Source organism: Kitasatospora sp. SolWspMP-SS2h (assembly GCF_003259315.1).
GTDB lineage: Bacteria > Actinomycetota > Actinomycetes > Streptomycetales > Streptomycetaceae > Kitasatospora > Kitasatospora fiedleri.
On sequence record NZ_QLLT01000010.1, the window covers coordinates 1 to 24,734 of the forward strand.

A 24,734-nucleotide genomic window follows, 5' to 3' on the forward strand; every position below is an offset into this window, starting at 1 on the left:
AGAACCTCTCCCCCGAGGGCGGCGACCGCCCCGACGGCCCGCTCGCCGACGCCATCACCGAGCACTTCGGCTCCTTCGAAGCGTTCAAGCAGCAGCTCACCACCGCCACCGTCGGCGTCCAGGGCTCCGGCTGGGGCATCCTCTCCTGGGAACCGCTCGGCAAGCGCCTGATCATCGAGCAGGTCTACGACCACCACGGCAACGTCGGCCAGGGCACCACCCCCCTCCTCGCCTTCGACGCCTGGGAGCACGCCTACTACCTCCAGTACAAGAACGTCCGCCCCGACTACGTCACCCGCCTCTGGGACGTCGTCAACTGGCAGGACGTCAGCACCCGCTACACCACAGCCACCCAGGCCTGACGCAGCACCACCGCGGGTGCCGCCCCGGTCGCAAACCGGGGCGGCACCCGCTCCCCGCATCCCCGGAGGGACAGCCGTGACCAGCCCGCGCCCGACCCCGACCGACCGGCGGGTCCGGCTGCTCGGCACGCCCGTCGACGCCTGCCCCGCGCTCGTCCCCGAGGCCGGACGCGGCCGGGTGCGGCGGATCACCGAGGCCGGCGAGGAAGTGCTGCACCATCCCGGCCGACCGGTCGAGGAGTTCGGCACACCCGAACTCGCCCGGCTGGTCGACGACATGTTCCGCACCACGTACGCGGCCCGCGGCGTCGGCCTGGCCGCCCACCAGATCGGCGTCGCCCTGCGGGTGTTCGTCCACGACTGCCCCGATGACGACGGAGTCCGCCACGTCGGGCACCTCGCCGACCCCGTCCTGGACGAGGCGCCCGGTCCCCGGCGCCGGACCGAGGCCGACGAGGGCCGCCTCTCCGTCCCGGGCCCCCGCCGCGCCCTCGCCCGCCCCGACCGCGCCACCGCCCGCGGCAGCGACCTGCACGGCAACCCGCTCACCCCGACCGGCACCGGCTACTTCGCCCGCTGCCTCCAGCACGAGACCGACCACCTCGACGGCCTGCTGTACGTCGACCGCTTCGGCAAGCGCGAACGGCGCGCCGTCCTGGCCGAATCCGCCGAACGCCGCGAATCCGTCCTCGCCGCCCGCGCCGAGCGGGCCGCCGCACTCGACTCCTACGCCTTCGAAGCGGACTGACCCCCGCCCGCGGTGGAGGAGCGCTCGACGAGCCGCCAGTCGTGCCCGCGCACCGTGCCCGGCTCGGCGGTGCCCGCGAGCAGGTCGGCGAGCAGTTCCGCGCAGGCCCGGCCGTACTCCGCCGGACGCAGGTCCACCGCCGTGACCGGCGGGTCCGCCTCCCGCGCCGCCGCACCGTCCACGCAGGCGGCCACCAGCACCTGCTCCCCCACCCGCAGCCCGGCCGCCGTCGCGGCCGCCAGCACGCCGGTCACCGCGCCGTCGGGGGCACACACCACGGCGTCGGCCCGCCCCGGACCGGCCAGCAGCGGTGCGGCGGCGCGCCGCGCCTCGGCCGGGGTGGCGGCGAACGGCACCGTCCGGACCCGCACCGGGGTGCCGTGCCGACTCGACCACGCTTCGGCGGCGGCGCGCAGCGCGGCGGCCCAGTCGGACTCCGGCCCGGGAGCGAGCAGGGCGGGCCGGCGGGCGCCGCGTCCGGCCAGGTGGTCGAGGAGGGCGGACAGCGCGCCCGCGTTGTCGCACACCACCGAGCCGCTGGGTTCACTGCCCCGGCCGAGGTAGCGCTCGCCGGTGACCACGGGGACGCCCGCGCCGAGCAGGCGCGGCACCGCCTCGTCGCCGAGTTCGGGGTCGACCACCACCAGGCCGTCCACCTTGGCCGCCAGCCCGTCGGCCGCCCCGGGACCGGGGGCCAGCAGGACCAGGTCCCGGCCGTCCCGGCGGCAGCGCTCGACGGCGCCGAAGGCCAGCCGCAGGTAGTAGTCGAGCCGGGTGGCGGTGCGCGGCAGGTAGAGCCCGACCGCCCCGGTGCTGGCCCGCCGCAGGCTGCGCGCGGCGGGGTTGGGGCGGTAGCCGAGGTCGCGGGCGGCCGCCAGGACGCGCTCGCGGGTGGAGGCGGCGACCCGGCCGGAGCCCAGGAGCGCGTCGGAGGCGGTGCTCTTGGAGACCCCGGCGGCCCGGGCCACGTCGAGCAGGGTCACGGATCGGCTGGTCACAGCCCGGAGTCTAGCCACCGGAGAGGATCGGGCCGGACTTGCCGGAACGTTCCGGCATCTCTAGGCTCGCGGTCGCCGGAACGTTCCGGCACCGCTCGGACGGCCGGAACGCGTCCGCTGCCCCGCCCGTACCCTCCTGGAGACCCGCATGACAGGCGCGTTCGACGTCGTCGAGACCGGTATCGCGGATTTGCGCGCGGCGCTGGAGCAGGGCAGGACCACTGCGGTCGCCCTGCTCGACGCCTACCTCGCCCGGATCGACGCCTACGACCGTCCCGGCACCGCCACCGCGCTCAACGCCATGGTGGTGATGAACCCGCGCGCCCGCGACGAGGCCGCCGCCTCCGACGCGCGCCGCGCCCGCGGCGAGAGCCTCGGCCCGCTGGACGGCATCCCCTACACCGCGAAGAACAGCTACCTGGCCGAGGGGCTGACGGCCGCGGCCGGCTCGCCCGCGTTCGAGCACCTCGTCGCCCGGCACGACGCGTTCGCGATCGAGCGGCTGCGCGCGGGCGGCGCCGTCCTGATCGGCCTGACCAACATGCCGCCGATGGCCAACGGCGGCATGCAGCGCGGCCTGTACGGCCGCGCCGAGAGCCCGTACAGCGCCCACTGGCTGACCAGCGCGTACGGCTCCGGCTCCTCCAACGGCTCCGGCACCGCGACGGCGGCCTCGTTCGGCGCGTTCGGCCTCGGCGAGGAGACCTGGTCCTCCGGCCGGGCACCCGCCTCGAACAACGCGCTGTGCGCCTACACGCCCAGCCGCGGCGTCATCTCGGTGCGCGGCAACTGGCCGCTCGTCCCCACCATGGACGTCGTCGTCCCGCACACCCGCACCATGGCCGACCTGCTCGAACTGCTGGACGTCATCGTGGCCGACGACCCGGACACCCGCGGCGACCTGTGGCGCGCGCAGCCGTGGATCCCGCTGCCCGCGGCCTCGCAGGTGCGGCCCGCCTCCTACCCGGCACTCGCCCCCGCCGACGCGGCGGCGGCCCGCGCCGCGCTCGCCGGCCGGCGCGTCGGCGTGCCCCGGATGTACGTCAACGCCGACCCGGACGCCGGGACCAACCCCGGGGGCGGCATCGGCGGCCCCACCGGACGGCGGATCGACACCCGCCCCTCGGTGATCACCCTCTGGGAGGCCGCCCGGCGCGACCTGGAGGCCGCCGGCGCCGAGGTCGTCGAGGTCGACTTCCCGGTCGTCACCAACTACGAGTCCGACCGCCCCGGCGCGCCCTCCGTGTCCACCCGCGGCCTGGTCGGCCCCGACTTCCTCGCCGTCGAGATCGAGGACCTCTCCGCCTGGGCCTGGGACGACTTCCTGCGCGCCAACGGCGACCCGGCGCTCGCCACCCTCGCCGACGTGGACGGCGCCCTGATCTGGCCCGAGCAGCCCGGCACGCTCCCCGACCGCTACACCGGCTTCGCCGACCGCATCGGCGACTACCCGCGCTTCGTGCGCGAGCGCCCGTACGCCTCCCTCACCGACCTGCCGCACCTGGAGCAGGGACTGCGCGGCCTGGAGGAGACCCGCCGGACCGACCTGGAGCAGTGGATGGACGAACTCGGCCTGGACGCCGTGGTCTTCCCGGCGGTCGCGGACGTCGCCCCCGCCGACATGGACGTCTCCGTCGAGTCCGCCGACCTGGGCTGGCGCAACGGCGTCTGGGTCGCCAACGGCAACCTGGTGCCCCGCCACCTCGGCATCCCCACCGTGACCGTGCCGATGGGCACCATGGCGGACACCGGCATGCCGGTGGGCCTCACCTTCGCCGGCCGGGCCCACGACGACAACGCGCTGCTCGCCCTCGGTGCCGCCTTCGAGGCCACCGGCCACCGGCGCACCGAACCGCCGCGCACCCCGCGGCTGCCGTCGCACTGAGGCGGTGGGGCGGTCGGGGCCGGCGCGCGGGTGGGGGGCGGCGGGAACCGCTCCCCACCCGCACACCGCCGTGGGATCAGGCGGACGGGCGGCGGCGCAGTCCGAGGACGCCCAGGGCCGCGCCGACCACGCCGACGACGAGGCCGATCACGCCGAGGGTCCGGGCGGTGGGGTCGTCGTCCGAGGGCTCCGCCGCCGCGGCGGCGACGGGGGCGGCCGGGGAGGCGGTCATGCCGTGGGCGTCGGCGCTGGTGCCCGCGTCCGCCTTGGTCAGGGCCAACGTCGGCGCCGGGTGCTGGGGTTCGGCCTGGCCGTCCTTGCTCTCCTCGATCCAGCGGACCACGGTGCCGTCGTCGTAGGTCTGCAGCGCCTTGAAGACCAGCCTGTCGGTGTCGGTGGGCAGCGGGCCGAGCGAGACCTTGAAGTCCTGGAACTGGCCGGGCCCGATCTTGCCGGTGGCGTCGGCGGTCCAGGTGATCTTCGTGACGGCCTCGGTGATCTCATCGCCGTCGTCCGTCTTCAGCGGCGTCGCCAGCTTGGACTTCTCGGCGGTGGCGGTCCACCCGGGCACGGGCTGGATCGACACCGACGCCACCGGGTGGTCGGTGGGCAGGTTGACCTCCAACCGAGTGGTGGAGGCGGTGTCACTCTCGTCCGGCACCCGGAACGCGACGGCGGTCCAGGCGCCCTGCGTGGCGGTGCCGGGCTGCACGGTGACGTGCGCGAACGCCGGAACGGCAGCGGCGAGCACCGCGGAAGCGGCCAGCGCGACGGCGGTGGAGGCTCGGCGGACAGAGGCTCGGCGGACAGTGGAAGTACGCATGCGGAGATCCCCTCCTGGGGAAGCGGCAACGGCGTCGGTGGAGACGGAACGGGGTACGCGGCCTGCGGCCGACCGGGCCGGAACGGACCGGACCGGACCGGTGTCGGGAGCGACGCGCGACCCACCCCGGACTCCGCCGGGCGCTACGACCGCGCGCACCCCGCCACGGGCGGACCGCGCCGCACCACCGCGTAACCGATCAGCAGGACCCCCAGCCGACGGCCGTACCGGGGCACCGGACAGGCCGCCGCCGACGGCCGGCGGACCGGCCCTCGGACGAGCACGGCCAGCAGGGCCGCGAACTGCCGCATCCGACGGCGCACCGTCGCCCGCACCCGGCGGGCCAGCCCGAGCAGCCGCCACAACGCCGCCTCGACCCGGTGCAGCAGCACCCCGACCGCGAGCGCCGCGAGCACGTGCGCGAGCAGCATGCCGCCCGACAGGCGCGCGTGGTCGAGGTGATCGGCCGTCACCCCGACCGGCGGTGCCGCGCCGACCGGCGGCGCGGGCCGCACCGCGGCGAGCACGAGGAGCAGGTGCAACAGGACCTGGCCCAGCACGCTCGCCCCGACGATCGCCACCGGACCGCGCCTGCGGCCCGCAGCGACCCAGGCACCGGAGAACAGGAACAGCCACCCCGCCCCGATCGCCGCCCACCCGCTGCTCCCGCAGGCGGCGGCGTGCCCCGCCGAACCGAGCACCGCGCTCGCCCCCGCGAACGCCGCCGCACGCACCAGCCGCACGTCCGGGGCGGCCGTGCGCGGTTCACCGGAGCGGGAGGGCGCGGGCATGGCGGCCCCATTCTGGCAGGTCCCCCGACGTCCGGGCCAGGACGCGTCCTCAACGGCCTCCGACGGCCGGATGCCGGGCTTCAGAGCCCGGGGCGATCTCGCTCACGCCCCGCTCAAGCACATGCGCCTGGGCGCGCTCCCTGCTTGGGAGATCCCTTGCTGTTGCGGTCCGGGGCCCGTGTTCCGGACCCGTGCTGACCGACTGCCGCGCCCAACCGGCCACCGCAGCGGCCCGGTTGCGCTTGTGGCCCCGGCCCGGTCGGCCACGTCACGCTGCCGTGCGCGCGACCTGGAGCACTGCCGCTCTCCTTCCCCGGCCGGTACCGTCCTCGGCCGGGGGCTCGTACCCGCGGTGCGACAGGCGATCGGGGCCGGTGGCGCAAAGGGTGCCCCGGCCTGCGGGGATTCATCGCGGGGCGCGAGGTGGCCGGTGCCCGGGTCAGGGGTGGCGGTGGGACAGTGCGCCGAGCAGGTCGCGCGGGCCGGCGTCGGGCATGTAGGCCCGCGTCAAGGCGATACCGATGCGCGGCAGATCGGCCTCGTCGCGGTAGACCAGGTACATCGGGTCGTAGCGCGGCTGGAACTTGGCCTTGAAGGCGTGCAGCGAGCGGAAGCCGTAGTACGGCTCCAGCTGGGCACCCAGCTGGTCCAGGACCCGTTCCAGGCCGGTCGGCCGCCGCTCCGGCCCGCCGCGTACCAGCGGCGCGCCGGACAGCGACGCGAACCGCGCCCCGCGTTCCTGGAAGGCCAGGCAGCCGGAGGCGATCAGGAACTCCACCACCGGGCGGAAGCCCCCCTGGCGGCGGTGCATCACGTCCAGCGTCCAACCACGCACCTGGGAGTCACCGCCGTAGACGGGCATCCAGGACGTGACGCCCTGGAGGACCCCGTCCCCGTCCTCGGCGAGACCGACCAGCACCCGGGGGTCCATCGCCTCCTCGACGCCGCCCAGGGTGAACCCCATCTCCGGCAGCCCCATGTCGCCGACCCACTGCTCGGACAGGGCCCGCACCTGCCAGATCACCGACCGCGGCTCGTCGGCCAGGGTCACCAACCGGTGGGCCACGCCCTCCTTCTTCGCCCGATTCAGCGCGGTGCGCACGTCCTGCCAGGGTTTGCCGCGGAACGCCAGCTGCTCCAGGTCGATCACGGTGTCCTCGGCGACCTGGACGCCACGCCAACCCAAGGGCTGCGCGGCCAGGGCGACCTGCTCGGTGGCGGAGAAGAAGCAGGGGATCAGGCCCGAGTCGTCGCAGAACTCGGCGAACTCCGCGACCGCCCGCGCACGCTCGTCCGAGGCGCCCACCGGGTCGCCCAGCGCCACCGCCACCCCGGCGTGCGGCCGGTAGGCGACGTAGCACTGCCCGGAGCTCGCGTGGAAGTAGGAGTTGTCCGGCCAGGTCGTCATCCACGAGAGGTTCCCCCCGCCGTACCGCTGCAGCAGCGACACCGCGTCGTCCCGCTGGTCCTGGGCCGACCGGCGCTGTTCCGCCGCGGCGGCGGCCCGGTGCCGCAGCGGGCGCGAGGGGACCTGGAAGGCGTCACGGGCCCTGGTCAGCAGGACGAGTTCCGCCACCCAGGCCAGCGCCGTGGGAATGACGGCCGCCCCACTGACCTCGGCCTGCTCATCACCGAGGATCTCGACGAGCACGAGCAGGACCGCGAACAGCAGGCCCAGGACCACGTACCCGGAGGCGATCAGCCGGGTCCACCACCAGGCCCGCCGGCGTCCCCGCCGCAGTCCGTTGATCAGCGGGGCGATGACGGCCAGGCCGATGACGAGCTCCCAGACCGGCATCGAGAGGCCGTAGGTGGAGCCCAGCGGCCCCTCGCCCGGCACCAGCCAGACCATGACCGGCACGGCCGCGATGAACACCAGCCACGCCACCGCCAGCAGCCGCCATTCACGCCTGCTCAACCGGCCCGAGGGCGGCACCCGGCCCGGTACGCGGATCCACCGGCCGGCGAGCAGTCCCGCCGCCACGGCGACGGTGTGCTCCAGGTCGGCGATCTGCCCCACGAACAGCAGCGACACCAGCACGTATGCCATCAGGCCCAGCCGCAGCCGCAGCCGCCACGGGGAGCGGAGCGTGGCCGAGGCCATCGTGCCGATCAGCAGCATCCCGGCCGAGAACCCGGTGTCCAGCTGGTGCGACAGGCCCACCGCCCAGTCCCAGCCCGTGGTGCGCAGCACCAGCAGCAGCAGAGCGGTCAGCAGGACCGCGAACACCTGCCCGCCCCACGTCAACGCGGCCGCCCAGCGCCACCCCATCCGGGACTCCGCGAAGCCCACCAGCAGCACGAACCCGAACAGGATCGCCGCGTAGTCACCCGGCCGCCCGCCCAGCAGCGCCCCGGTGACCACGGTCCACCACCGCCCCGCCTCGAACGAAGGCAGTCCGTAGGCGGCGTCGGGGTACCAGGAGGCGTCCTGGACCGGGGACCACAGTCCGCCCACGGCCAACCCCAGCGCCAGGACGAACAGTGCCGTCCCGACGGTGAACGGCAGCCGCAGCACCGCCCCCAGGACCCGGGGGCCCGTCGCTCTCCGCTCTTCGCCGGCCATGCCCGACCTCCGCTACGAATGGGGAGTGCCCCCCAAGAAGTCCTTGACGGCGTCCATCCGGGTACGGCGCCCCGGGGGGAACCGCGCCAGGGAACGGGCCGCCTTCCGCGAGTCCGGCGGATACCTCCAGCGTGCCCACGGCGAGGTCGGCTTCGCGAGCCGCCCGACAGCGACCAGTGCCACCAGGGGGACGAACAGGCCGATCACCCCGAGCGCGGTCTTGCCCTTGAGGATGGCCCCCAGGGAGAGCAGCACCTGGACCCCCCTGACCACGGCGAACGCGGCCGGGCTCTCGTCCTTGTCGGGAGTGAACGGGCTGTCGCCGATCAGCAGCACGCCCACCGCGACGGCGATGAACACCGCGTCCACCGACTTGCGGCCCTCCTGCGCCCAGTACACGTCCTCCAGGTGCAGCCACAGCGCGAACTCGTCCAGCGTCAGCGCCGCGCCGGCCCCGAATAGCGCGCCCAGGACCTGCGCCAACGGACTGTGCGGCCGGTAGCAGAACTCCAGCGCCCCGGCCACGAGCACCGCCATGATCCCGAAGACCGCGTGGTGCACGTGCGTGCCGCCGACCCGGACGTCCCTGAACGGGCCTCGACCCGAGCGGATCAGCCGGGTGACCACCCGGGTGACCACGAAGGTCACCACGAAGGCGGTCAGCATCCACAGCGCCACGCTGTTCGACGTGACCGTCAGGACGAAGCCGGCCTGCTGCCGCATCACACGTCCGCCCTTCACCCCCCGGCTCCCCTCGCCAGGCTCCGTCAGCACCGGCTCAGCCGCAACCGGATACCGGTTGCCCCGAGCGGAACTCCCGGGCGGACGAGGCGCCACCCGCGTCCGGCCGCTCGACCGGAACGCGCCGCACGGCAGCGGGCTGGGCAGACCGTCCGTTCTTGAACTGCTGCCCGCTCGGGTGGACTGGGCGGACTGTCCGGCGCCCGGCGCAGGCAGGCGGCCGGGGGACCGAGGAAGCGGGCCGCGCGCTGCGTTCCGGTTGCCAGGGATCGGGCTCGGAAGGGCGGTCCCGGTCACCGGGTGATCTCCCGGAGTGCCGCAACCCCGTCATCGCAGTTGTTCCGTGGGCACCGTCCGCCCGGTCATCGGCAGGAGCACCGTCCCCTACCCTGCCGGAAGACCTCCGGAGACATGCGACCACCCGGAACCCGCACGTCCGACCTGCCGCGTCGCCGGATCGCGGGCAGGTTCGCGCGTCACCGGTGCCGCAGGCGCGGGGCGGGGCGGTAGTGCCCGCCGAGGTCGGCGGCGACGGTCGCGCTGCCCGGGGCGATCTCGGTGAAGCCGGCGTCGCGGACCACCGGGAGTCGGCCGTCGGTGAGGGTGGGCCAGGCGGGGGCGGGGGACGTGCGGACGGCCAGGGGGAAGCCGTCGGCGGCCCACTTCTCGCGCTGGGGGGTGTCCAGTTCCCACCAGGCGAGTTGGGCGGCGTGGCCGGTCTGGGCCATGGTCTTGCCGGCGCTCATCTCGAGTGCGGGGTTGAGCCAGAGCACGGGGACGCCCTCCGGGGCGGGGCCGGGGGGCCGCGGGTCGTCGAGGTCGGTGCCGGAGACCTGGAGCTTGGCGAGGTCCTTGGGCCAGCCGTCCAGCGGGATCGGCGGGAACACCCGTACCTCGGCGCTCTCCCCGGTGACGGTGATGCCGGGGAGTTCGGCGGCCTTGCGCCACTCGCCGCCGCGGGCGCGCCGGACCACCTTGCGGATCCGGGCGTCCTCCCAGGCGGCGACCCGCTCGGCCCACTCGCCGTCCGCGTCGGTGACCCGGGGGTCGGCGAGCAGGGTGAGGACGGCGCGCGCGGAGGTCTCCAGCGCGTCGGTCCGGGCGGGCGGGTCGGCCCGCTCCAGCCGGACCACCAGCGGCAGCACGTACTGCGGGCGGGTGTCGCGGTCCTCCGCGTGCCCGCCGACGGCGGGAGCGGCGGAGGGGGTGGCGGACGCGGAGGGCTCGGGCTGCCGGGCGGGGAGATCGAAGGGTGAGCTCACCCGTCCAGCATGCCAGTTCAGCGGCGGTAGCCCCGGCCGGGGTCGCGCTCCTCGGCGTCCTCGTAGCCGAGGAACCAGCCCTCGGGGTGGGTGGCGGCCAGCAGCCGGTCGATCCGCTGGTCCGCGTCGAGGTCGCTGTCCTCCTCGTCGGGGCCGTAGACGCCGAACAGTTCGTCGCCGCAGCCGTCCCAGTCGTAGTCGTACAGGTCGGCGGGCAGGTCGCCCATCATGTCGGCCACCGACTCGGGCTGCGCGCCGAGCAGGGCGCGGGCGTCGGCCAGGGCCAGGCGCAGTGCGACGTCCTCGGCGGGGCAGCGGGGCAGCGGCCACTCGCCGATGGCGAGGTCGTCGGCGAGGTCGTCGAAGGCCCGGGCGAAGGCGCGCCGCCAGCCGCGGTGCAGGCTCCAGGTGCGCTGCGGGAGGCGGCCGAGGACCGTCCACTCGCCCTCGTCGGCGACGGTGACGGGGTCGTCGCCGTGGTCCTCCAGGTCTTCGTAGGCGGCGTCGGCGAGGCCGATCAGCTGGGTGTGCAGCAGGCAGGCGGTGCGCGGGGTGAGCGTCCAGTCGCCGGTGTCGCCGTCGTCGTCGAGCGGGAACAGCTCGGCGAAGTCGGGGGCGAAGTCGTCGGTGACGCTGATCTCCAGGGTGCCGCCGAGCGCCTCGATGCCGGGCAGGGACGCGACCAGCCGGTCGGGGTGGAGCAGCGCGCCGAGGGCCGCGTTGGGGTCCTCGGCGACCTCGCGCAGCAGTTGGGCGCGCTGGCCCTCGGGGTCGATGCCGTCGAAGTCCAGCTCCTCGACGGCCGCCCGTGCGGCGGCCCGCAGTGCCGGCCAGTCGGTGATCCGCAGCCCCAGCACCACCGTGGCCTCGATCTCCTGCGCGCCGGACTCCTCCGCCGCGTGCGGCCCCTGTGGATGATCGCTTCGCTCGCCCATGCGACAAGGTTGACAAACCCGGTGGCCGGTGTCCATCAGCTCTCGTGATCCGGTGTCCGGCGGCGGTGGCGCGCGGGCGCGGAGCGCGATCGCCCGGCGCGCCGGGGCGGTCGGCGGGCCGTCCGGGCGGGAGGCTGGTGGCATGAGCGAACTGAACGATTTCGGCGGCGGGCAGGACCCGTCCGGCGGCGTGCTGGTGGTGACCACGAACGACGTGCCCGGGTACCGGGTGGTCCGGGTGATCGGCGAGGTGTTCGGCCTGACGGTGCGCTCCCGGCACCTGGGCTCGCAGATCGGCGCCGGTCTCAAGTCCCTGATGGGCGGCGAACTCAAGGGTCTCACCAAGACCCTGGCCGAGACCCGGAACGAGGCCATGGCGCGGCTGGTCGAGCAGACCAGGGCGCGCGGCGGCAACGCCGTGCTGATGATGCGCTTCGACGTCTCGGAGGCCGCCGACGTCGGAACGGAGGTCTGCGCGTACGGCACGGCCGCCGTGATCGAGCCGCTCGCCTGACCTGCCCCCCACCTACTCCCCCGGCTCCCCGGCGGCCCCGGACCGGCGTATTCCGGGGCCGCCGGCCCGGGGCAGCAGGGGCCGGGCCGGGCCTACAGCATGACGAGCACCCGGGTGCCGGGCACCAGCTTGCGGTTGACCGAGGTCGACTGGACGAACACGGTGTACGCCGGGTTGTCGCCCGGCTTCACCGTGGTCTCCGCGGCGGGCAGGCCCAGCAGGCTGCGGGCCGCCGGGCCGGAGAAGACCCGGCCCGTCATCAGGCCGGTGGCCGGGTCCTTCTCGGCCACCGCGAGCTGCTTGCCGCCCTGGACCCTCTCGCGCTTGGAGAGCTCGTAGAAGGAGCAGCCGGTGCCCGGCGCCGGTGACGAACTCCCGGATGGGGGCCTGCCGGTCGACCGGGACGAGGGCGTAGGCCCCGGTGTCCAGGGCTTCGAGGTGGGCGCTCACGTCGGCCGCGCTCAGGTCCTGCCCCATGGCGAAGAGGCTCTTGGTGCCGCGCACGCCCTTCTCGCGGCCGCGCAGGAAGCTGGTGGCGGCGGTCTTGACGGTGTCGATGGCCTCCTCGACGCCGCCGCTGGAGTCCGCGTCCCAGATCGCGATGTTGCCCGCCGGGAAGCCGTACTCCTGGGCGGTGCGCTTGGCCAGCGAGTTGGGGACCAGGATCGCCGACGTCCAGTGGTCGGGGAGGTCGGCCATGGCGGTGCGGATGCGGTCCATCCAGCCGCGCAGGACGGCGGCGCCCTCGGTCTTCTTCATCCGGGTGTGCATCAGGCCGCTCTCCGCGCAGCCGGAGGCGTTCTCCTCGCCGTCGGTCACGACGACCTGGAGGAAGGAGTGCTCGCCGTAGCCCTCCCAGACGTGCTTGAGGTCGTCGACGGACTTCACCGCCGCCTCGATCAGCGCCGTCGCGCCGTTGGCGACCGCGTAGAGGCCCTTGAGGGACGGCAGGTGCTTGACGTCCATGTCCCAGACCAGGTTCCGCACCTCGTGGTCGAAGGCGTAGAGGCTGATCCTGGTCTCGTGGCCGAGGCGGTCGGACTCCTCCTGGAGGCCCTTCACGAATTCGTCCACCACCCGGACCAGCTGCGCCTCGTGCCGGCGCATCGAACCGGATTTGTCGACCACCAGCGAGACGTGGTTGACCTTGTGCTCGATCCTGTTCGCAGACATTTCGCCGCCCCTTTTCCCACGCCGTTCCCGACGCCTCTTCCAGCGCCCCCTCCAGCGTGTTCCCCACCTTACGGCGGCCCACTGACAATCCCGTCCGGCCCGGCGGCCCGCCCATTCCGGGGCCCGTTCGGAAGAATTCCGGCCGGACGGATTCCATTCGGGCGCATTCCACCAGGGCGCATTCCGTCCGATCCGCCGGAACGCGCCCGAACGCGTCGGAACGGGCCCGAACGCGCGCGAACACGCCCGAACGCGCTCGGGCCAGCGCTGGCCGGAACGATCACCGTCCGGCGCCGTCCGGCCACGCCCCGGCCATCTCGTCGGACGGGATGACATACCGGTTGACACTGGTCAGGGCCCCATAAGACGCTCGCTGCGCACTCTTCCGCCCCGACGCCAGGAGCCTCCCGTGAGCACCGCCCTGCACCCGCCCGTCCGCCGGCCCCAGCGGGTCGCGTACGCCACCTGCCGCGGGGTGGAGGACGGGGAGGCGATGCCGGTGCTGGCGGCGTTCGCGCGGCTCGGGGTGAGCGCGGAGGCGGTGTTCTGGAACGACCCGGGGGTGGACTGGGCGGGGTACGACCTGGTGCTGGTGCGCAGCGTCTGGGACTACATCCTGCACCGCGCGGAGTTCCTGGCCTGGTCGCGGCGGGTCTCCGCGCTGACCCGGCTGGCCAATCCGGCCCGGGTGCTGGAGCGCAACACCGACAAGACCTACCTGCGCGAACTGGCCGCCGCCGGGCTGCCGGTGGTGCCGACGCTCTGGGTCGCCCCGGGTGACCCGGTGGACGGCGTGGCGGCGGTCGACTGGCCGGAGCTGGTGGTCAAGCCGACGGTCTCCTCCGGCGCGCGGGACACCGTGCGCACCGCGGACCGGGCCGAGGCGCTGGCGCAGGTCGCCGCGCTGACGGCGGCCGGGCGGACGGCGATGGTGCAGCCGTACCTGGCGATGGTGGAGGACGAGGGCGAGACCTCGCTGCTGTACCTGGGCGGGGAGTTCAGCCACGCGGTGCGCCGCGGCCCGATGCTGGGCGGCGGTTTCGCGGACGTCGCCCGCGAGCCGGACGCCGACCAACTGGCGCTCGCCGCCCGGGTGCTGGCGGTGGCGGCGGAGCCGGGCGAGCTGCTGTACGCCCGGGTCGACCTGGTCCGCCTGGCGGACGGTTCGCCCGCGCTGATCGAGCTGGAGCTGACCGAGCCCCGGCTGTTCCTCGCCCTGTGCCCGGACGGCCCGGACCGGCTGGCCGCCGCGGCCCGCGCGCTGCTGCCGGGAACACCGGATCGCGCCCCGGTGTTTCACCGGCGTGACTGTTGAACGTGCAAGCACCGCCGAGCGCGTGAGCCCCGTGGACGACGCGGACGACGGCACCGTCCGCGCGGTGGACGCGCTGGTGATCGGCGCGGGCCAGGCCGGCCTGTCCGCCGCCTACCACCTGCGCCGCCGCGGCTTCGCCCCGCACACCGGCTTCGTGGTGCTGGACGTGGACGACGCGCCCGGCGGCGCCTGGGCGCACCGCTCCCCCTCGCTCACCATGGCCACCGTGCACGGCTTCCACGACCTGCCGGACTTCGAGCTCCCCGCCACCGACCCGGCCACCGAGGCCCGGGTGGCCGTCCCCGGCTACTTCGCCGCGTACGAGGCGCGGCACGCGCTGCCGGTGCTGCGGCCGGTGAAGGTGCTCGCGGTGCGCGAGCGGCCGGACGGGCGCCCCGACGGCGGCCCGGACGGGCGGCTGCTGGTGGAGACCGACGCCGGGCGCTGGGCCGCCCGCGCGCTGCTGAACGCCACCGGCACCTGGACCAGGCCGTTCCTGCCCCGCTACCCGGGGCACTTCGCCGGGCGGCAGCTGCACTACGCCGACTACCGGGGCCCGGCGGAGTTCGCCGGGCAGCGGGTGGTCGTGGTGGGCGGCGGGGCCTCGGCGGTGCAGGTGCTCTCCGAGCTCGGCGCGGTGGCCGAGACGGTGTGGGTGACCCGCACCCCGCCGGTGGTCCACCGGGGGCCGTTCACCGAGGAGTTCGGCCGCGAGGTGGTCGCCCGGGTGGACGAGCGGGTGCGGGCCGGGCTGCCGGTGCGCAGCGTGGTCTCGGTGACGGGCCTGGGCCCGAGCGTCGCCTACCGGCGGGCCGAGGAGCTGGGCGTGCTGCGCCGCCGCCCGATGTTCGACCGGCTCACCGCGCGCGGAGTGGCCTGGGGCGACGAGGAGTTGCCCGTCGACGCGATCGTCTGGGCGACCGGCTTCCGGGCCGAGCTCACCCACCTCGCCCCGCTGGGCCTGCGCGGCCCGGGCGGCGGCATCCGGATGGACGGCACCCGGGTCGCCGCCGACCCGCGGGTGCACCTGCTGGGCTACGGCCCGTCCGCGTCCACGGTCGGCGCCAACCGGGCGGGCCGCACGGCGGTCAACGAAGTGGTCCGGTTGCTGGGGACCCCGGCGCCCATACCCGCCCGGTCCGCCGCGGTCTGACGGCTCGGTTCTGCGACGGTTCGCCCCACGCGGTTCGGTTCTGCGGCGGCTCGCCCTACGGCGATTCGCCCTGCGGCGGCTCAGCTCTGCGGCGGTCCGTCCTCCGGCGATTCGCCCGCCGCCGCGAACCGGGCCGCCAACGCGGCCACCGCCTCCCGCAGTTCGGGCCCGTCCAGGACCCGGAACGGGAACGGGACGGCCGCCAGCCACTCCCCCGCGTACATCGCCGGGTTGCGGGTGCTGCCCTCCAGCAGGCAGCCCCCGCCCGCCGGTCGGAGTCGTCCCATGGTCGGGCCGACCCACGGGGCGACCTGCTCGAACGGCGCGTCGAACAGCACCCGGGTGCGGAACGCCCAGCCGCTGCCCAGGTGCCGCTCCAGCACGGCGACCGGGTCGAGTCCCTCCGGCGGCTCGAACGGCGTGCCGCTCCGCTCGGCGGCCCGGACACGGTCGATCCGGTAGGTCCGCACGGCGTCCGACCGGTGCGAGTGGCACAGCAGGTACCAGCGGGCCCGCCGCACCACCACCGCCCACGGGTCGACCTCGGCGCGCCACTCGTCGCCGCCCGGGCCCCGGTAGCTGATCACCGCCCGCCGCCGGGCCGCGATCGCCTCCACGAGCGTGCTGGCGACCGCCGGGTCGGGGTGCGCCGGGTACGGGTCGGGCGCGGCGGCGGCGTGCGCCCGCAGCGCGGCGGCCTGCCGCCCGATCGCCTCGGGCAGCGCCCGGACCACCTTGCCGAGCGCGGCCCCCACCGGGTCGTCCGGATCGGCGGCGGCGGGCCGCCCGTCCAGCACCGCCATGACCAGTCCGAGCGCCTCCTCCTGCGTGAACGACACCGGTGCCAGCCGGGCCCCGCGCCCCAGCCGGTACCCGCCGTAGGGGCCGCGCTCCGACTCGACGGGCACGCCCGCCTCCCGCAGGATCGCCACGTACCGCCGGGCGGCCCGGTCGCTCACCCCCAGCCGCTCCGCGAGCTGCTCGGCGGTCGTCCCGGGCCGGTCGCGCAGGATCTCCAGCGCGCGCAGCGCCCGGGCGGTGGGGCTGGTCTCCGTGGTCGCCACACCCGACAGCCTACGGAAGCGCGGCCCGGGGGCCCTGGGCCCGAAACGTCCCTCCCGATCAGGAAGCCGATCGTCCTGAACCCTCCCTAGCCTGGTCCGCGAACCGCTCGAACGGGCCGCTCGCGGCCCCCGGCACGTGGAGGAACACCATGGACGTCCTACTGATCGGCGGCCTCTGGCTGGACGGCAGCGCCTGGGACGCGGTCGTCCCCGCCCTCGCCGCGCGCGGCCACCGCCCGGTGCCGCTGACCCTGCCCGGCCAGGGCGACGGCCGCGCGGAGGCGACGCTGGCGGAGCAGCTGGCGGCCGTGGTGGCCGCCGTGGACGCGGCGGAGGGCGGGCCGCTGCTGGTGGCGCACTCGGCGGCCTGCACGCTGGGGTGGATGGCCGTGGACGCCCGCCCGGCGGCGGTCGCGGGGCTGGTGCTGGTGGACGGCTTCCCGCACGGGGACGGGAAGGCGTACGCGGACCTGTTCCCGGTGGTGGACGGCGCGGTGCCGTTCCCCGGCTGGGAGCCGTTCGAGGGGCCGACCAGCGCCGACCTGGACGCGGAGCTGCGGGAGCGGATCGCGGCGGACGCCGTGCCCGTTCCGGCGGGTGTCGCGCTGGCACCGGTCCGGTTGGCGGACGAGCGGCGCTACGGCGTGCCGGTGACGATGGTCTGCGCCGAGGCCGCGCCGACCGAGGTCCGGGGGTGGGTCGCGGCGGGCGCGGCGCCGGAGGTGTCCCGGATGGAGCGGATCGCGTACGTGGACCTGGACTCCGGCCACTGGCCGATGTTCAGCCGGCCCGCCGAACTGGCCGCCCTGATCGACGCGGCGACCGTCCGCGATTGAGTCCCCGACCGCTGCGGTGACCGTCCGCGGCTGAGTCCCCGACCGCTGCGGCGGCCGACCGCGGCCGGGGCCCCGACCGCCACCGCACCCGTTCCTACCGGTCGTAGTCGACCGTCACCCGGTCGGAGACCGGTCGGGCCTGGCAGGTGAGCACGTAGCCGGCCGCCACCTCGGACTCCTCCAGCGCGAAGTTGCGCCGCATCTCGGCCTCGCCCTCGCAGACCAGGGCCCGGCAGGTGCCGCAGACGCCGCCCTTGCAGGCGAACGGCAGGTCGGGGCGGGCGCGTTGGGCGCCGTCCAGGATGGAGCGGTCGCGCGGCAGGGCGAGCGTGCTGGAGCGGCCGTCCAGGACGAGGGTGACCTCGCTGGCGTCGGCGTCCGGCGCGGGTTCGAGGTGCCGTTCCTCGGTGATCCCGTCGGCGGCGTCCTCGGCGTGGAACAGCTCCTGGTGCACCCGCCCGGCGGGGACGCCGAGCCCGGCCAGCAGCTGCTTCGTCCCGGTGACCATCCCGTACGGCCCGCACAGCCACCAGTGGTCGACGGCGGGGACGTCGACCAGGGCGGTCAGCAGGGCGGCGACCCGTTCGGGGTCGAGCCGGCCGCTGAGCAGTTCGGCGTCCCGGCTCTCCCGGGAGAGCACGTGGACGAGCTGGAAGCGCTCCAGGTGGCGGTCCTTGAGGTCGGCCAGCTCGTCGGCGAACATCACCGTGTCGCTGCGCCGGTTCCCGTACAGCAGGGTGACCCGGGAGTCGGGGTGGCCGGCCAGGACGGAGCCGGCGATGGAGAGCATCGGGGTGATGCCGGAGCCGGCCGCGATCAGCACGTGCTCGCCGGGTTCGGCCGGGTCGGCGGCGAACGCGCCCGCGGGGGGCAGGACGTCGACCAGTTCGCCCGTCCCGGCCTCGCCGACCAGCCAGTGCGAGAACAGGCCGCCGGGCACCTCGCGCACCGCGATCCGCAGCGGGCCGCCGACCGGGGAGCAGAGCGAGTAGGAGCGGCGCTCGTCGGCGCCGTCGACGATCCGGCGCAGCGTCAGGCTCTGGCCGGGGCGGAAGGCGAACTCCCCGGCCAGGTCGGCGGGGACGTCGAAGGTGACCGCGACGGCGTCCTCGCAGAGCCGTTCCAGGGTGCCGATCGGCAGCGGGTGGAACCGCGGGCGGCGGACGGCCATCAGATCTCCTTGATCCGGTCGAAGGGTTCGCGGCAACTGCGGCACCGCCAGAGCGACTTGCAGGCGGTGGAGCCGAACCGGGACAGCTCCTCGGTGTCCTCGGACCCGCACTGCGGGCAGGCCACCGCCCGGCGGGTCGGGCCCAGCGCGAGCAGCCCGCCGGCCGCGAGCGGCCCGCCGGGCGCGGACGGTCCGCCGGGCGTCGGCGGGGCGATGCCCGCGGCGGCGAGCTTGCGGCGGCCCTCGGCGCTGATCCGGTCGCTGGACCACGGCGGGTCGATCCGCAGCCGGACCTCGACCTGCGCGAATCCGGCGGCCCGCAGCCGCCGGGCCACGTCGGCGGCCATCTCGGCGACGGCCGGGCAGCCCGAGTAGGTGGGCGTCAGCCAGGCGGTGACCGTGCCGTCGGCCTCCTCGACCCCGGCCAGCACGCCCAGGTCGGCCAGGGTGAGCATGGGCAGTTCGGGGTCGGGCACGGCGGCGGCGACCTCCCGGGCCCGCTCCAGGGTGCTCACCACGTCGCCCCCGGGTGCGCCCGGGCCAGCACCTGGAGTTCGGCGAGCAGCGGCCCCATCGCCTCGGTGTGCACCCCGTGCCGTCCGGCCCGCCCGTTCACGTACGCCCGGCCCGCCGTCTCCGGGACGGGCAGCGCGGCCTCGGCCAACACCCGTTCCAGGACGGCCCGTACGGGTGCGCGCAGCTCCGACGGGTCGACGCCGAGCCGCAGTTCGACCTCGTGCGGGGTGAACAGCTCGTCCAGCCAAGGCCACAGCGCCTCCAGCGCGGCCCGCATCCGCCGGTGCGACTCCTCGGTGCCGTCGCCGAGCCGCACCGTCCAGGAGGCCGCGTACTCCCGGTGGTAGGCCAACTCCTTGACGCCGAGCGCCGCGACGGCCGCCAGTACCGGGTCGGCGTGGCCGGCCAGCCGCCGGTACAGCTCCTCGCGGGCGGTGGCGAACAGCAGCAGCCGCACCACGCACTGCGCGAAGTCGCCGTTCTCCAGCTCCACCAGCCGCACGTTGCGGTAGTCGGACTCCTCGCGCCAGTAGGCGAGTTCGTCCTCGCTCCGGCCGCTGCCGTCCAGCTGCCCGGCCCGGGTGAGCAGGCGGCGGGCCTGGCCGAGCAGGTCGAGGCCGAGGTTGGCGAGCGCCACCTCCTCCTCCAGCTCCGGGGCCCGGGTGATCCACTGGATCAGCCGCTGGGAGAGCACCAGCGCGTCGTCGCCGAGCATCAGGCAGTACGCGGCGAGGTCGGCCGGGTCGATCCCCTCCGGCGCCGCCGCGTCCACCCCCAGCAGCGGATCGGCGAACCCCGTGCCGTACGCCCAGCGGGCCTCGCCGTCCGGCTCCGGGCCCGCCTCGGTCAGCGAGAGGTACACGTGCTCGTCGGTCATGTCGCCTTCCCTGCTCGGTTCCTGACGGTCCGTAAGTTTCCTTAGATGTGCGGGACGTCCTCGGGGATCGGGTAGAACGTCGGATGCCGGTAGACCTTGTCGCCGCTCGGCGCGAAGAACGGGTCCTGCTCGTCCGGGCTGGACGCGGCGATCGCGTCCGAGCGGACCACCCACAGGCTCACCCCCTCGTTGCGCCGGGTGTACAGGTCGCGCGCCGCGAGCAGCGCCATCCGGTCGTCGGCCGCGTGCAGCGAGCCGACGTGCACGTGGTTCAGCCCGCGCCGGGGCCGCACGAACACCTCGTACAGCGGCCAGGAGGCCCGTTCCCCGCTCATTCCGAACTCCCTTCCCGGGCGGCCCGCTTGGCCGCGTGCGCGGTGGCCGCCTCGCGCACCCACGCGCCGTCGTCGTGGGCGGCGCGGCGCCGCTCGATCCGCTGGGCGTTGCACGGGCCGCCGCCCTTGATCACCTGCTGGAGCTCCGACCAGTCCGGCTCGCCGAAGTCCCAGCCGCCGCGCTCCTCGTTCCAGGCCAGCGCCGGGTCGGGCAGCGTGACGCCCAGGTGCTCGGCCTGCGGGACGGTCATGTCGACGAAGCGCTGGCGCAGCTCGTCGTTGCTGTGCCGCTTGATCCGCCAGGCCATCGAGCGCTCGCTGTTCGGGGAGGCCCCGTCCGGCGGCCCGAACATCATCAGCGAGGGCCACCACCAGCGGTCCACCGCGTCCTGCACCATGGCGCGCTGCGCGTCCGTCCCGGCCGTCAGCGTCATCAGCAGTTCGTAGCCCTGCCGCTGGTGGAAGGACTCCTCCTTGCAGATCCGCACCATCGCCCGGGCGTACGGGCCGTAGCTGCACCGGCACAGCGGCACCTGGTTGCAGATCGCCGCGCCGTCCACCAGCCAGCCGATCACGCCGACGTCCGCGAAGGTCAGCGTCGGGTAGTTGAAGATCGAGGAGTACTTCTGCCGGCCGTCGATCAGCTTCTCGGTCAGCTCGGCGCGGTCGACCCCGAGGGTCTCCGCCGCCGCGTACAGGTACAGCCCGTGCCCGGCCTCGTCCTGGGCCTTCGCGAGCAGGATCGCCTTGCGCCGCAGCGAGGGCGCCCGGGTCAGCCAGTTGCCCTCCGGCTGCATCCCGATGATCTCCGAGTGGGCGTGCTGCGCGATCTGCCGCACCAGCGTCGCCCGGTACGCCTCCGGCATCCAGTCCCGGGGCTCCACCCGCGAATCGGCGGCCACCACCGCCTCGAACCGCGACTGCGCCGCCGCCTCCGCTGCCGTGCTGGTCTCCACTGCCCACCTCCCGACTGACCGTTCGGTCGGTTCCATTCTGTACACAGGGACAGCACCGTGACAAGCAAGGGCGCGGAACCAGGGGGGCGGCGGGGGGACCGGGGGGACGGCGGGGAGCCAGGGGGACGGCGACGGGGCGGCGGGGGACGGCCGCCCGGGCCGCAGCTCCCCGCCGTCCCGTCGCCGTGCCCCCGTCAGCGCTCGCGCAGGCGCGGCAGCGGCACCGCCAGGAGTGCGGCCAGCAGGGCGATGCGCGGGCCGAGCTGGTCGACCCGCAGGTGCTCGTGGCGGGCGTGCGGGCCGGCGCCGACCGCGCCGAGGCCGTCCAGGGTGGGCAGGCCGCGCGCACCGGCCAGGTTGGTGTCGCCCGCTCCGCCGGCGGGGGCGCCGTCGAGGTGCTGGCCGAGCGCGGCGGCCAGCGAGCGGACGTGGCGCAGCAGCGGGTTGCCGGCGCGTTCGGGCCAGGCGGGGCGGCTGGAGAGGACCTCGGTGCGGACGTCCGCGCCGGGCCGGTGGGCGGTGAGGTGCGCGAGGGTGTCCAGGGTGCGGCGCTGGGCCTCGGTGGTGGCGAAGCGCAGGCCGAGTTCGGCCTCGGCGTGCCCGGCGATGACGTTGGCCCGGGTGCCGCCGTCGATGCGGCCGGTGTTGAGTTCGGTGCCGGGCTGGCGGGCGAGGCCGCGGACGGCGATCAGCTGGTCGACGAGTTCGTCGATCGCGGAGAGTCCTTCGGCGGCGTCGTTGCCCGCGTGGGCCTCGCGCCCGGTGACGGTGAGCCGGACCCGGGTGGAGCCGCGGCGGGCGGTCTTGAGGCGGCCGTCGGGGTGGCCGGGTTCGAGGCCGAGGACGGCGGCGGCGCCGCGCAGGTGGCGTTCGACCTGGCGGCGGCCGTCGGGGCTGCCGACCTCCTCGTCCGAGACGATCACCATCCGGACCGGGCGGTGCGGGCGCTGCCCGAGGTCGGCGAGGAGCGCGAACGCGCCTTCCAGCAGGGCGAGTCCGCCCTTCATGTCGAGGATGCCGGGGCCGCTGAGCCGTCCGTCGCGCTCCTCGACCGGCCAGTCGGCGAGGGTGCCGACCGGCCACACGGTGTCGTGGTGGCCGACCACCAGCAGGTGCGGGAGGTCCTCCTGCTGGCCGGGCCAGTCGAGGACGAGGTGGTCGCCGTGCTCGCAGTGCTGCCGGACGGCGGTGGCGCCGGTCGCCGCGTAACCGGCGGCGAGTTCTTCGGCGAGGGAGTCGAGCCGGGCGGCGTCGCCGGACGGGGACTCGATCCGGGCCAGGTCGGCGCAGCGCTTGCGGACGGCCGCGGTGAGGGTGCGGGCCCGGGCGGCGAGGGTGCGCGGGAGGCCGGGCAGGGCGGCGGTGGGGGTCACCGCCGGTGCGGCGGCGGGCGGTTCGGCGGTGTCCGCGGCGGGTGGCGCGGGGGCGGCGGCAGCGGCAGCGGCAGCGGCAGCGGGGGCTCCGTCGGGATGCGGCTCGGCGGGGTGCGGCTCGGGGGCCACGGTATGCGGGCTCACCGTTCACCCCCGGCGGGCCGCGGGGTGCCCGGTGGTATCGGCGGGGCGGCCGTCCGGCGGGTCCTGCGCGGCGTCGGGCTCGGTCGCGGTGTACGGGGCGGCCTGGGACTGGGCAACACTTCGTCCTCCTCGCTCGGTCCGCGGTTCCGGCTCGGCCCGGAGCCCGGGGACGTGGGTCTCCGTTCCTCGGCACGGACGGGCACCGGGGCAGGGGACCTGAGCGAGCCTAGAAGATCGGTTCGGCTCCCTGCGAGGTGGCCCGCCGCTCCGCGCGCCGCGCCGGGTCGGGGGGCGCGTGCCCGGCGGACGGGTCCCACCGGGGCGCGCGCACCGCTCCGGGCCTGGTGCGGCGAGCGGGACGCGGTCTTCCGAGTGCGTCCTGCTCCCACCTTGGACCCACGGGGGCGGTTCGGCAGCACGAATCGCCCACGATCGAGCGAACCCCGCCCGATGGGTGACCGCGGATCAGCCTTTGGTACCGGTCGCACGAACCCGCCGGCGGGCACCCCGGCAGCCACGGCGCTCACGGTCCTTACGGTGCATACGGCGGGACGCGGCCGGACGCGACCGGACGCGCGGGAGCCCCTGCCGCCGCGCCGAGCGGGCAGGGGCGCCGGCCGGCCGTGGACGACGGCCCGGTCAGTCGCGGGACCTGCCGAACACCAGCCGGTAGGCGATCAGCAGGACGAGGGCGCCCGCGATCGCGGAGATCCAGGTCGGCAGGTCGAAGAAGTGCACGTTCACGGACCTGTGCAGGAGCTTCGAGGAGAGCCAGCCGCCGATGAAGGAACCGGCGATGCCGATCAGGGTGGTGACGATGATGCCGCCCGGGTCCTTGCCGGGAAGCAGGAGCTTCGCGACGGCTCCCGCGAGGAGCCCGAGGATGATCCAGCTGACGATTCCCATGTCCGTTCTCCTGCCCCCGCGCCGTGACGGGCAACCACCCGCGCCCGTTCACCGGGAGGGACGCGCGCCCGCCACCGCACGGTTCCGGCCACCCGCGCGGACGGACACGAACAGGGGGCGGACGTGAGCGGGGACGGACGGCGCCCAGCGGGCCCGGACGGCGCTCAGCGGGCCCGGGGCAGCGGCACCGCCTCGGGGCGGTAGCGGACGGTGGTCGCCATCCAGTGCAGCAGCGCGTGCGCGAACCGGACCAGCGCCCGGACGTAGCAGCGCACCGGCGGCGGCCAGTGCGAGCCCCGGGCGATGCCCTCGGCCAGGAACTCCAGGGTGGTGAGTTCGGCCCCGCAGAGCGCGGCCACCTGGGCGGCCGCGGCGGCCTGCGGCAGCCGCTCGTGCACCTCCAGCGCGGACAGCAGGTTGTTGCCGTGGCCGGTGGCGGTCTCGGTCCGGTACGAGCAGAGGTCGTTGGCCCAGCCGACCAGGTGGTCGAACCGGTTGCGCAGGTCGACGAGTTGGGGGTGGTGGTGGAACTGCTCGGGCAGGTCGAGGCGGTGGGCCAGCTCGACCGTGCCGGCCGCGCAGCGGGTGGCGCCGCCCCGGTCCCGGTGGGAGAGGTACTGCGGCACGGTGGGGGTGGCGCCGCGCAGCCGCAGGAATTCGAGCGAACTCTCCAGGTAGCAGCGGAAGTCGGCGGTCTGGCGGGCCCGCCAGGCCGGTCCGGTGAGGGCGACGCTGTCCTGCCAGAGGGTGCGGAAGGCCCGGGCCAGGGCGGTCCGCGGGGCGGGCGCGGCGGCGTCGGGGGCGAGTTCCGGGGCGAGCAGGGCGGCGAGCTCGCGGACGGTGCGGTCGGCCTCGTCGGACGGGTCGCCGAGCCAGTGCCGGTCGAAGTGGTCGTCGAGGATCCAGCCGAGCAGCAGCCACTGGGTGGCGGTCCGCAGCCCGGGCCCGGCCGGGAGATCGCCCCAGCAGCGAGACGCCAGCTCCAAGTGCCCCTGTTCCAGCAGGCGTTGGGCTCCCTCGTGGTCGAGCAGGCCGGTGCCGGACAGCCAGTGCGTGAGTTCCTCGCGCAGCGCGTCGGCGTACGGGTGCGGCGCGGGAGACGGAATCCGGTCGAGCAGCGCGCCCAGTGGCCCGGCGGACGGCCCGACCGGGAGGCGCTGCACGGTGGCTCGGCTCATGGCGGAATCCTCCGGTCCGTTCGCGTGCGTGGGCACCGCGCCCGGGAACGCCGGGCACGGGCGGGGCCGACCGCGGACGCGCCCGGATCGACGGGTCGCCGGAGGGCGCGCC

General features: G+C 75.5%; 23 protein-coding genes and 1 pseudogene. 7 read left to right on the top strand and 17 right to left on the bottom strand.

Annotated elements, in window-relative coordinates; genetic code table 11:
- Both K353_RS13890 and K353_RS13895 read left to right on the top strand, forming a co-directional pair.
- Positions 1-362 (top strand): superoxide dismutase (locus tag K353_RS13890; RefSeq protein ID WP_199528093.1); only part of this gene is annotated, 362 nt, incomplete at its 5' end.
- 76 nt (positions 363-438) lie between these two features.
- Positions 439-1,110, top strand: a complete 672-nt coding sequence (locus tag K353_RS13895; protein WP_111553912.1) for a peptide deformylase — start codon at positions 439-441, stop codon at positions 1,108-1,110.
- On the opposite strand, the gene K353_RS13900 is transcribed toward K353_RS13895, so the two are convergent.
- Entirely contained in the window at positions 1,089-2,108 is a 1,020-nt protein-coding gene (locus tag K353_RS13900; RefSeq protein ID WP_111553913.1) for a LacI family DNA-binding transcriptional regulator, read from the bottom strand. The two genes, K353_RS13895 and K353_RS13900, sit on opposite strands and share 22 nt — an antisense overlap.
- 148 nt (positions 2,109-2,256) lie before the next feature.
- Here K353_RS13900 and K353_RS13905 point away from each other — a divergent pair, with 148 nt between their 5' ends.
- On the top strand, positions 2,257-3,993 hold the full coding sequence (locus K353_RS13905; RefSeq protein ID WP_111553914.1) for an amidase: 1,737 nt from the start codon (positions 2,257-2,259) through the stop codon (positions 3,991-3,993).
- Between the two features lie 76 nt (positions 3,994-4,069).
- Here the strand turns inward: K353_RS13905 and K353_RS13910 are convergent, their stop codons facing one another.
- The 6 genes from K353_RS13910 to K353_RS13935 all read right to left on the bottom strand — a co-directional run bounded on the left by K353_RS13910 (position 4,070) and on the right by K353_RS13935 (position 11,111).
- On the bottom strand, positions 4,070-4,816 hold the full coding sequence (locus K353_RS13910) for a YcnI family protein (RefSeq protein ID WP_199528094.1): 747 nt from the start codon (positions 4,814-4,816) through the stop codon (positions 4,070-4,072).
- Between the two features lie 143 nt (positions 4,817-4,959).
- Positions 4,960-5,607 carry a hypothetical protein gene (locus K353_RS13915; RefSeq protein ID WP_111553916.1) on the bottom strand — a complete coding sequence of 216 codons (648 nt, stop codon included), beginning with the start codon at positions 5,605-5,607 and terminating at the stop codon, positions 4,960-4,962.
- A gap of 439 nt (positions 5,608-6,046) precedes the next feature.
- Complete coding sequence (locus tag K353_RS13920; RefSeq protein WP_199528095.1) at positions 6,047-8,173, bottom strand: bifunctional lysylphosphatidylglycerol flippase/synthetase MprF; 2,127 nt, start codon at positions 8,171-8,173, stop codon at positions 6,047-6,049.
- A 12-nt stretch (positions 8,174-8,185) separates the two neighbouring features.
- A complete protein-coding gene (locus tag K353_RS13925; RefSeq protein WP_233533568.1) occupies positions 8,186-8,914 on the bottom strand; it encodes a hypothetical protein in 729 nt (242 codons plus the stop codon).
- A 476-nt stretch (positions 8,915-9,390) separates the two neighbouring features.
- Positions 9,391-10,176 carry a peptidyl-tRNA hydrolase gene (locus K353_RS13930; RefSeq protein ID WP_111553918.1) on the bottom strand — a complete coding sequence of 262 codons (786 nt, stop codon included), beginning with the start codon at positions 10,174-10,176 and terminating at the stop codon, positions 9,391-9,393.
- 17 nt (positions 10,177-10,193) lie between these two features.
- A complete protein-coding gene (locus K353_RS13935; protein ID WP_146616459.1) occupies positions 10,194-11,111 on the bottom strand; it encodes a hypothetical protein in 918 nt (305 codons plus the stop codon).
- 142 nt (positions 11,112-11,253) lie between these two features.
- On the opposite strand from K353_RS13935, the gene K353_RS13940 reads away from it, so the two are divergent.
- Positions 11,254-11,625 (top strand): YbjQ family protein, encoded by a 372-nt coding sequence (locus K353_RS13940; protein WP_111553920.1) that lies wholly within the window; start codon positions 11,254-11,256, stop codon positions 11,623-11,625.
- Between the two features lie 92 nt (positions 11,626-11,717).
- Here K353_RS13940 and K353_RS13945 read toward each other — a convergent pair.
- Positions 11,718-12,798, bottom strand: a pseudogene (locus K353_RS13945) (vWA domain-containing protein).
- Positions 12,799-13,207: 409 nt separating this feature from the next.
- Here K353_RS13945 and K353_RS13950 point away from each other — a divergent pair.
- Both K353_RS13950 and K353_RS13955 read left to right on the top strand, forming a co-directional pair.
- Positions 13,208-14,113, top strand: a complete 906-nt coding sequence (locus tag K353_RS13950) for a RimK family alpha-L-glutamate ligase (RefSeq protein ID WP_111553921.1) — start codon at positions 13,208-13,210, stop codon at positions 14,111-14,113.
- A 22-nt stretch (positions 14,114-14,135) separates the two neighbouring features.
- Positions 14,136-15,266 carry an NAD(P)-binding domain-containing protein gene (locus tag K353_RS13955; protein WP_233533569.1) on the top strand — a complete coding sequence of 377 codons (1,131 nt, stop codon included), beginning with the start codon at positions 14,136-14,138 and terminating at the stop codon, positions 15,264-15,266.
- Between the two features lie 80 nt (positions 15,267-15,346).
- Here K353_RS13955 and K353_RS13960 read toward each other — a convergent pair whose 3' ends face one another.
- Positions 15,347-16,330, bottom strand: a complete 984-nt coding sequence (locus K353_RS13960) for a YafY family protein (protein WP_111553923.1) — start codon at positions 16,328-16,330, stop codon at positions 15,347-15,349.
- 149 nt (positions 16,331-16,479) lie between these two features.
- Between K353_RS13960 and K353_RS13965 the strand changes: the two genes are divergently transcribed.
- Positions 16,480-17,166 carry an alpha/beta fold hydrolase gene (locus K353_RS13965; protein WP_111553924.1) on the top strand — a complete coding sequence of 229 codons (687 nt, stop codon included), beginning with the start codon at positions 16,480-16,482 and terminating at the stop codon, positions 17,164-17,166.
- A gap of 94 nt (positions 17,167-17,260) precedes the next feature.
- Here the strand turns inward: K353_RS13965 and paaE are convergent, their stop codons facing one another.
- From paaE to K353_RS14010, 8 genes are all read right to left on the bottom strand, one after another.
- Positions 17,261-18,337 (bottom strand): 1,2-phenylacetyl-CoA epoxidase subunit PaaE, encoded by a 1,077-nt coding sequence (gene paaE / locus K353_RS13970; protein ID WP_100839648.1) that lies wholly within the window; start codon positions 18,335-18,337, stop codon positions 17,261-17,263.
- Positions 18,337-18,855: a 1,2-phenylacetyl-CoA epoxidase subunit PaaD gene (paaD, locus tag K353_RS13975; protein ID WP_111553925.1), complete on the bottom strand. Its 519-nt coding sequence runs from the start codon at positions 18,853-18,855 to the stop codon at positions 18,337-18,339. The genes paaE and paaD overlap by 1 nt, the downstream gene beginning before the upstream one ends.
- Positions 18,849-19,730, bottom strand: coding sequence for a 1,2-phenylacetyl-CoA epoxidase subunit PaaC (gene paaC / locus K353_RS13980; RefSeq protein WP_111553926.1), 882 nt, complete (start codon positions 19,728-19,730; stop codon positions 18,849-18,851). Before paaC ends, paaD begins: the two co-directional genes overlap by 7 nt.
- A 41-nt stretch (positions 19,731-19,771) precedes the next feature.
- Complete coding sequence (paaB, locus tag K353_RS13985) at positions 19,772-20,065, bottom strand: 1,2-phenylacetyl-CoA epoxidase subunit PaaB (protein WP_100839651.1); 294 nt, start codon at positions 20,063-20,065, stop codon at positions 19,772-19,774.
- Positions 20,062-21,057 carry a 1,2-phenylacetyl-CoA epoxidase subunit PaaA gene (gene paaA, locus K353_RS13990; RefSeq protein ID WP_233533570.1) on the bottom strand — a complete coding sequence of 332 codons (996 nt, stop codon included), beginning with the start codon at positions 21,055-21,057 and terminating at the stop codon, positions 20,062-20,064. Before paaA ends, paaB begins: the two co-directional genes overlap by 4 nt.
- A gap of 158 nt (positions 21,058-21,215) precedes the next feature.
- Entirely contained in the window at positions 21,216-22,538 is a 1,323-nt protein-coding gene (locus K353_RS13995; RefSeq protein ID WP_199528096.1) for a M20 family metallopeptidase, read from the bottom strand.
- 639 nt (positions 22,539-23,177) lie between these two features.
- Positions 23,178-23,444: a GlsB/YeaQ/YmgE family stress response membrane protein gene (locus tag K353_RS14005; RefSeq protein WP_100839653.1), complete on the bottom strand. Its 267-nt coding sequence runs from the start codon at positions 23,442-23,444 to the stop codon at positions 23,178-23,180.
- Between the two features lie 164 nt (positions 23,445-23,608).
- Entirely contained in the window at positions 23,609-24,622 is a 1,014-nt protein-coding gene (locus K353_RS14010; protein WP_111553929.1) for a terpene synthase family protein, read from the bottom strand.
- Positions 24,623-24,734 lie beyond the last annotated feature (112 nt).

Coding starts and splice junctions, on each gene's coding strand:
- paaE (WP_100839648.1), bottom strand. CDS start 18,337: ATGGCCGTCCGCCGCCCGCGGTTCCACCCGCTGCCGATCGGCACCCTG.
- K353_RS14005 (WP_100839653.1), bottom strand. CDS start 23,444: ATGGGAATCGTCAGCTGGATCATCCTCGGGCTCCTCGCGGGAGCCGTC.
- K353_RS13940 (WP_111553920.1), top strand. CDS start 11,254: ATGAGCGAACTGAACGATTTCGGCGGCGGGCAGGACCCGTCCGGCGGC.
- K353_RS13935 (WP_146616459.1), bottom strand. CDS start 11,111: ATGGGCGAGCGAAGCGATCATCCACAGGGGCCGCACGCGGCGGAGGAG.
- paaB (WP_100839651.1), bottom strand. CDS start 20,065: ATGAGCGGGGAACGGGCCTCCTGGCCGCTGTACGAGGTGTTCGTGCGG.
- K353_RS13915 (WP_111553916.1), bottom strand. CDS start 5,607: ATGCCCGCGCCCTCCCGCTCCGGTGAACCGCGCACGGCCGCCCCGGAC.
- paaC (WP_111553926.1), bottom strand. CDS start 19,730: ATGACCGACGAGCACGTGTACCTCTCGCTGACCGAGGCGGGCCCGGAG.
- K353_RS13905 (WP_111553914.1), top strand. CDS start 2,257: ATGACAGGCGCGTTCGACGTCGTCGAGACCGGTATCGCGGATTTGCGC.
- K353_RS14010 (WP_111553929.1), bottom strand. CDS start 24,622: ATGAGCCGAGCCACCGTGCAGCGCCTCCCGGTCGGGCCGTCCGCCGGG.
- K353_RS13910 (WP_199528094.1), bottom strand. CDS start 4,816: ATGCGTACTTCCACTGTCCGCCGAGCCTCTGTCCGCCGAGCCTCCACC.
- K353_RS13920 (WP_199528095.1), bottom strand. CDS start 8,173: ATGGCCGGCGAAGAGCGGAGAGCGACGGGCCCCCGGGTCCTGGGGGCG.
- K353_RS13965 (WP_111553924.1), top strand. CDS start 16,480: ATGGACGTCCTACTGATCGGCGGCCTCTGGCTGGACGGCAGCGCCTGG.
- paaA (WP_233533570.1), bottom strand. CDS start 21,057: ATGGAACCGACCGAACGGTCAGTCGGGAGGTGGGCAGTGGAGACCAGC.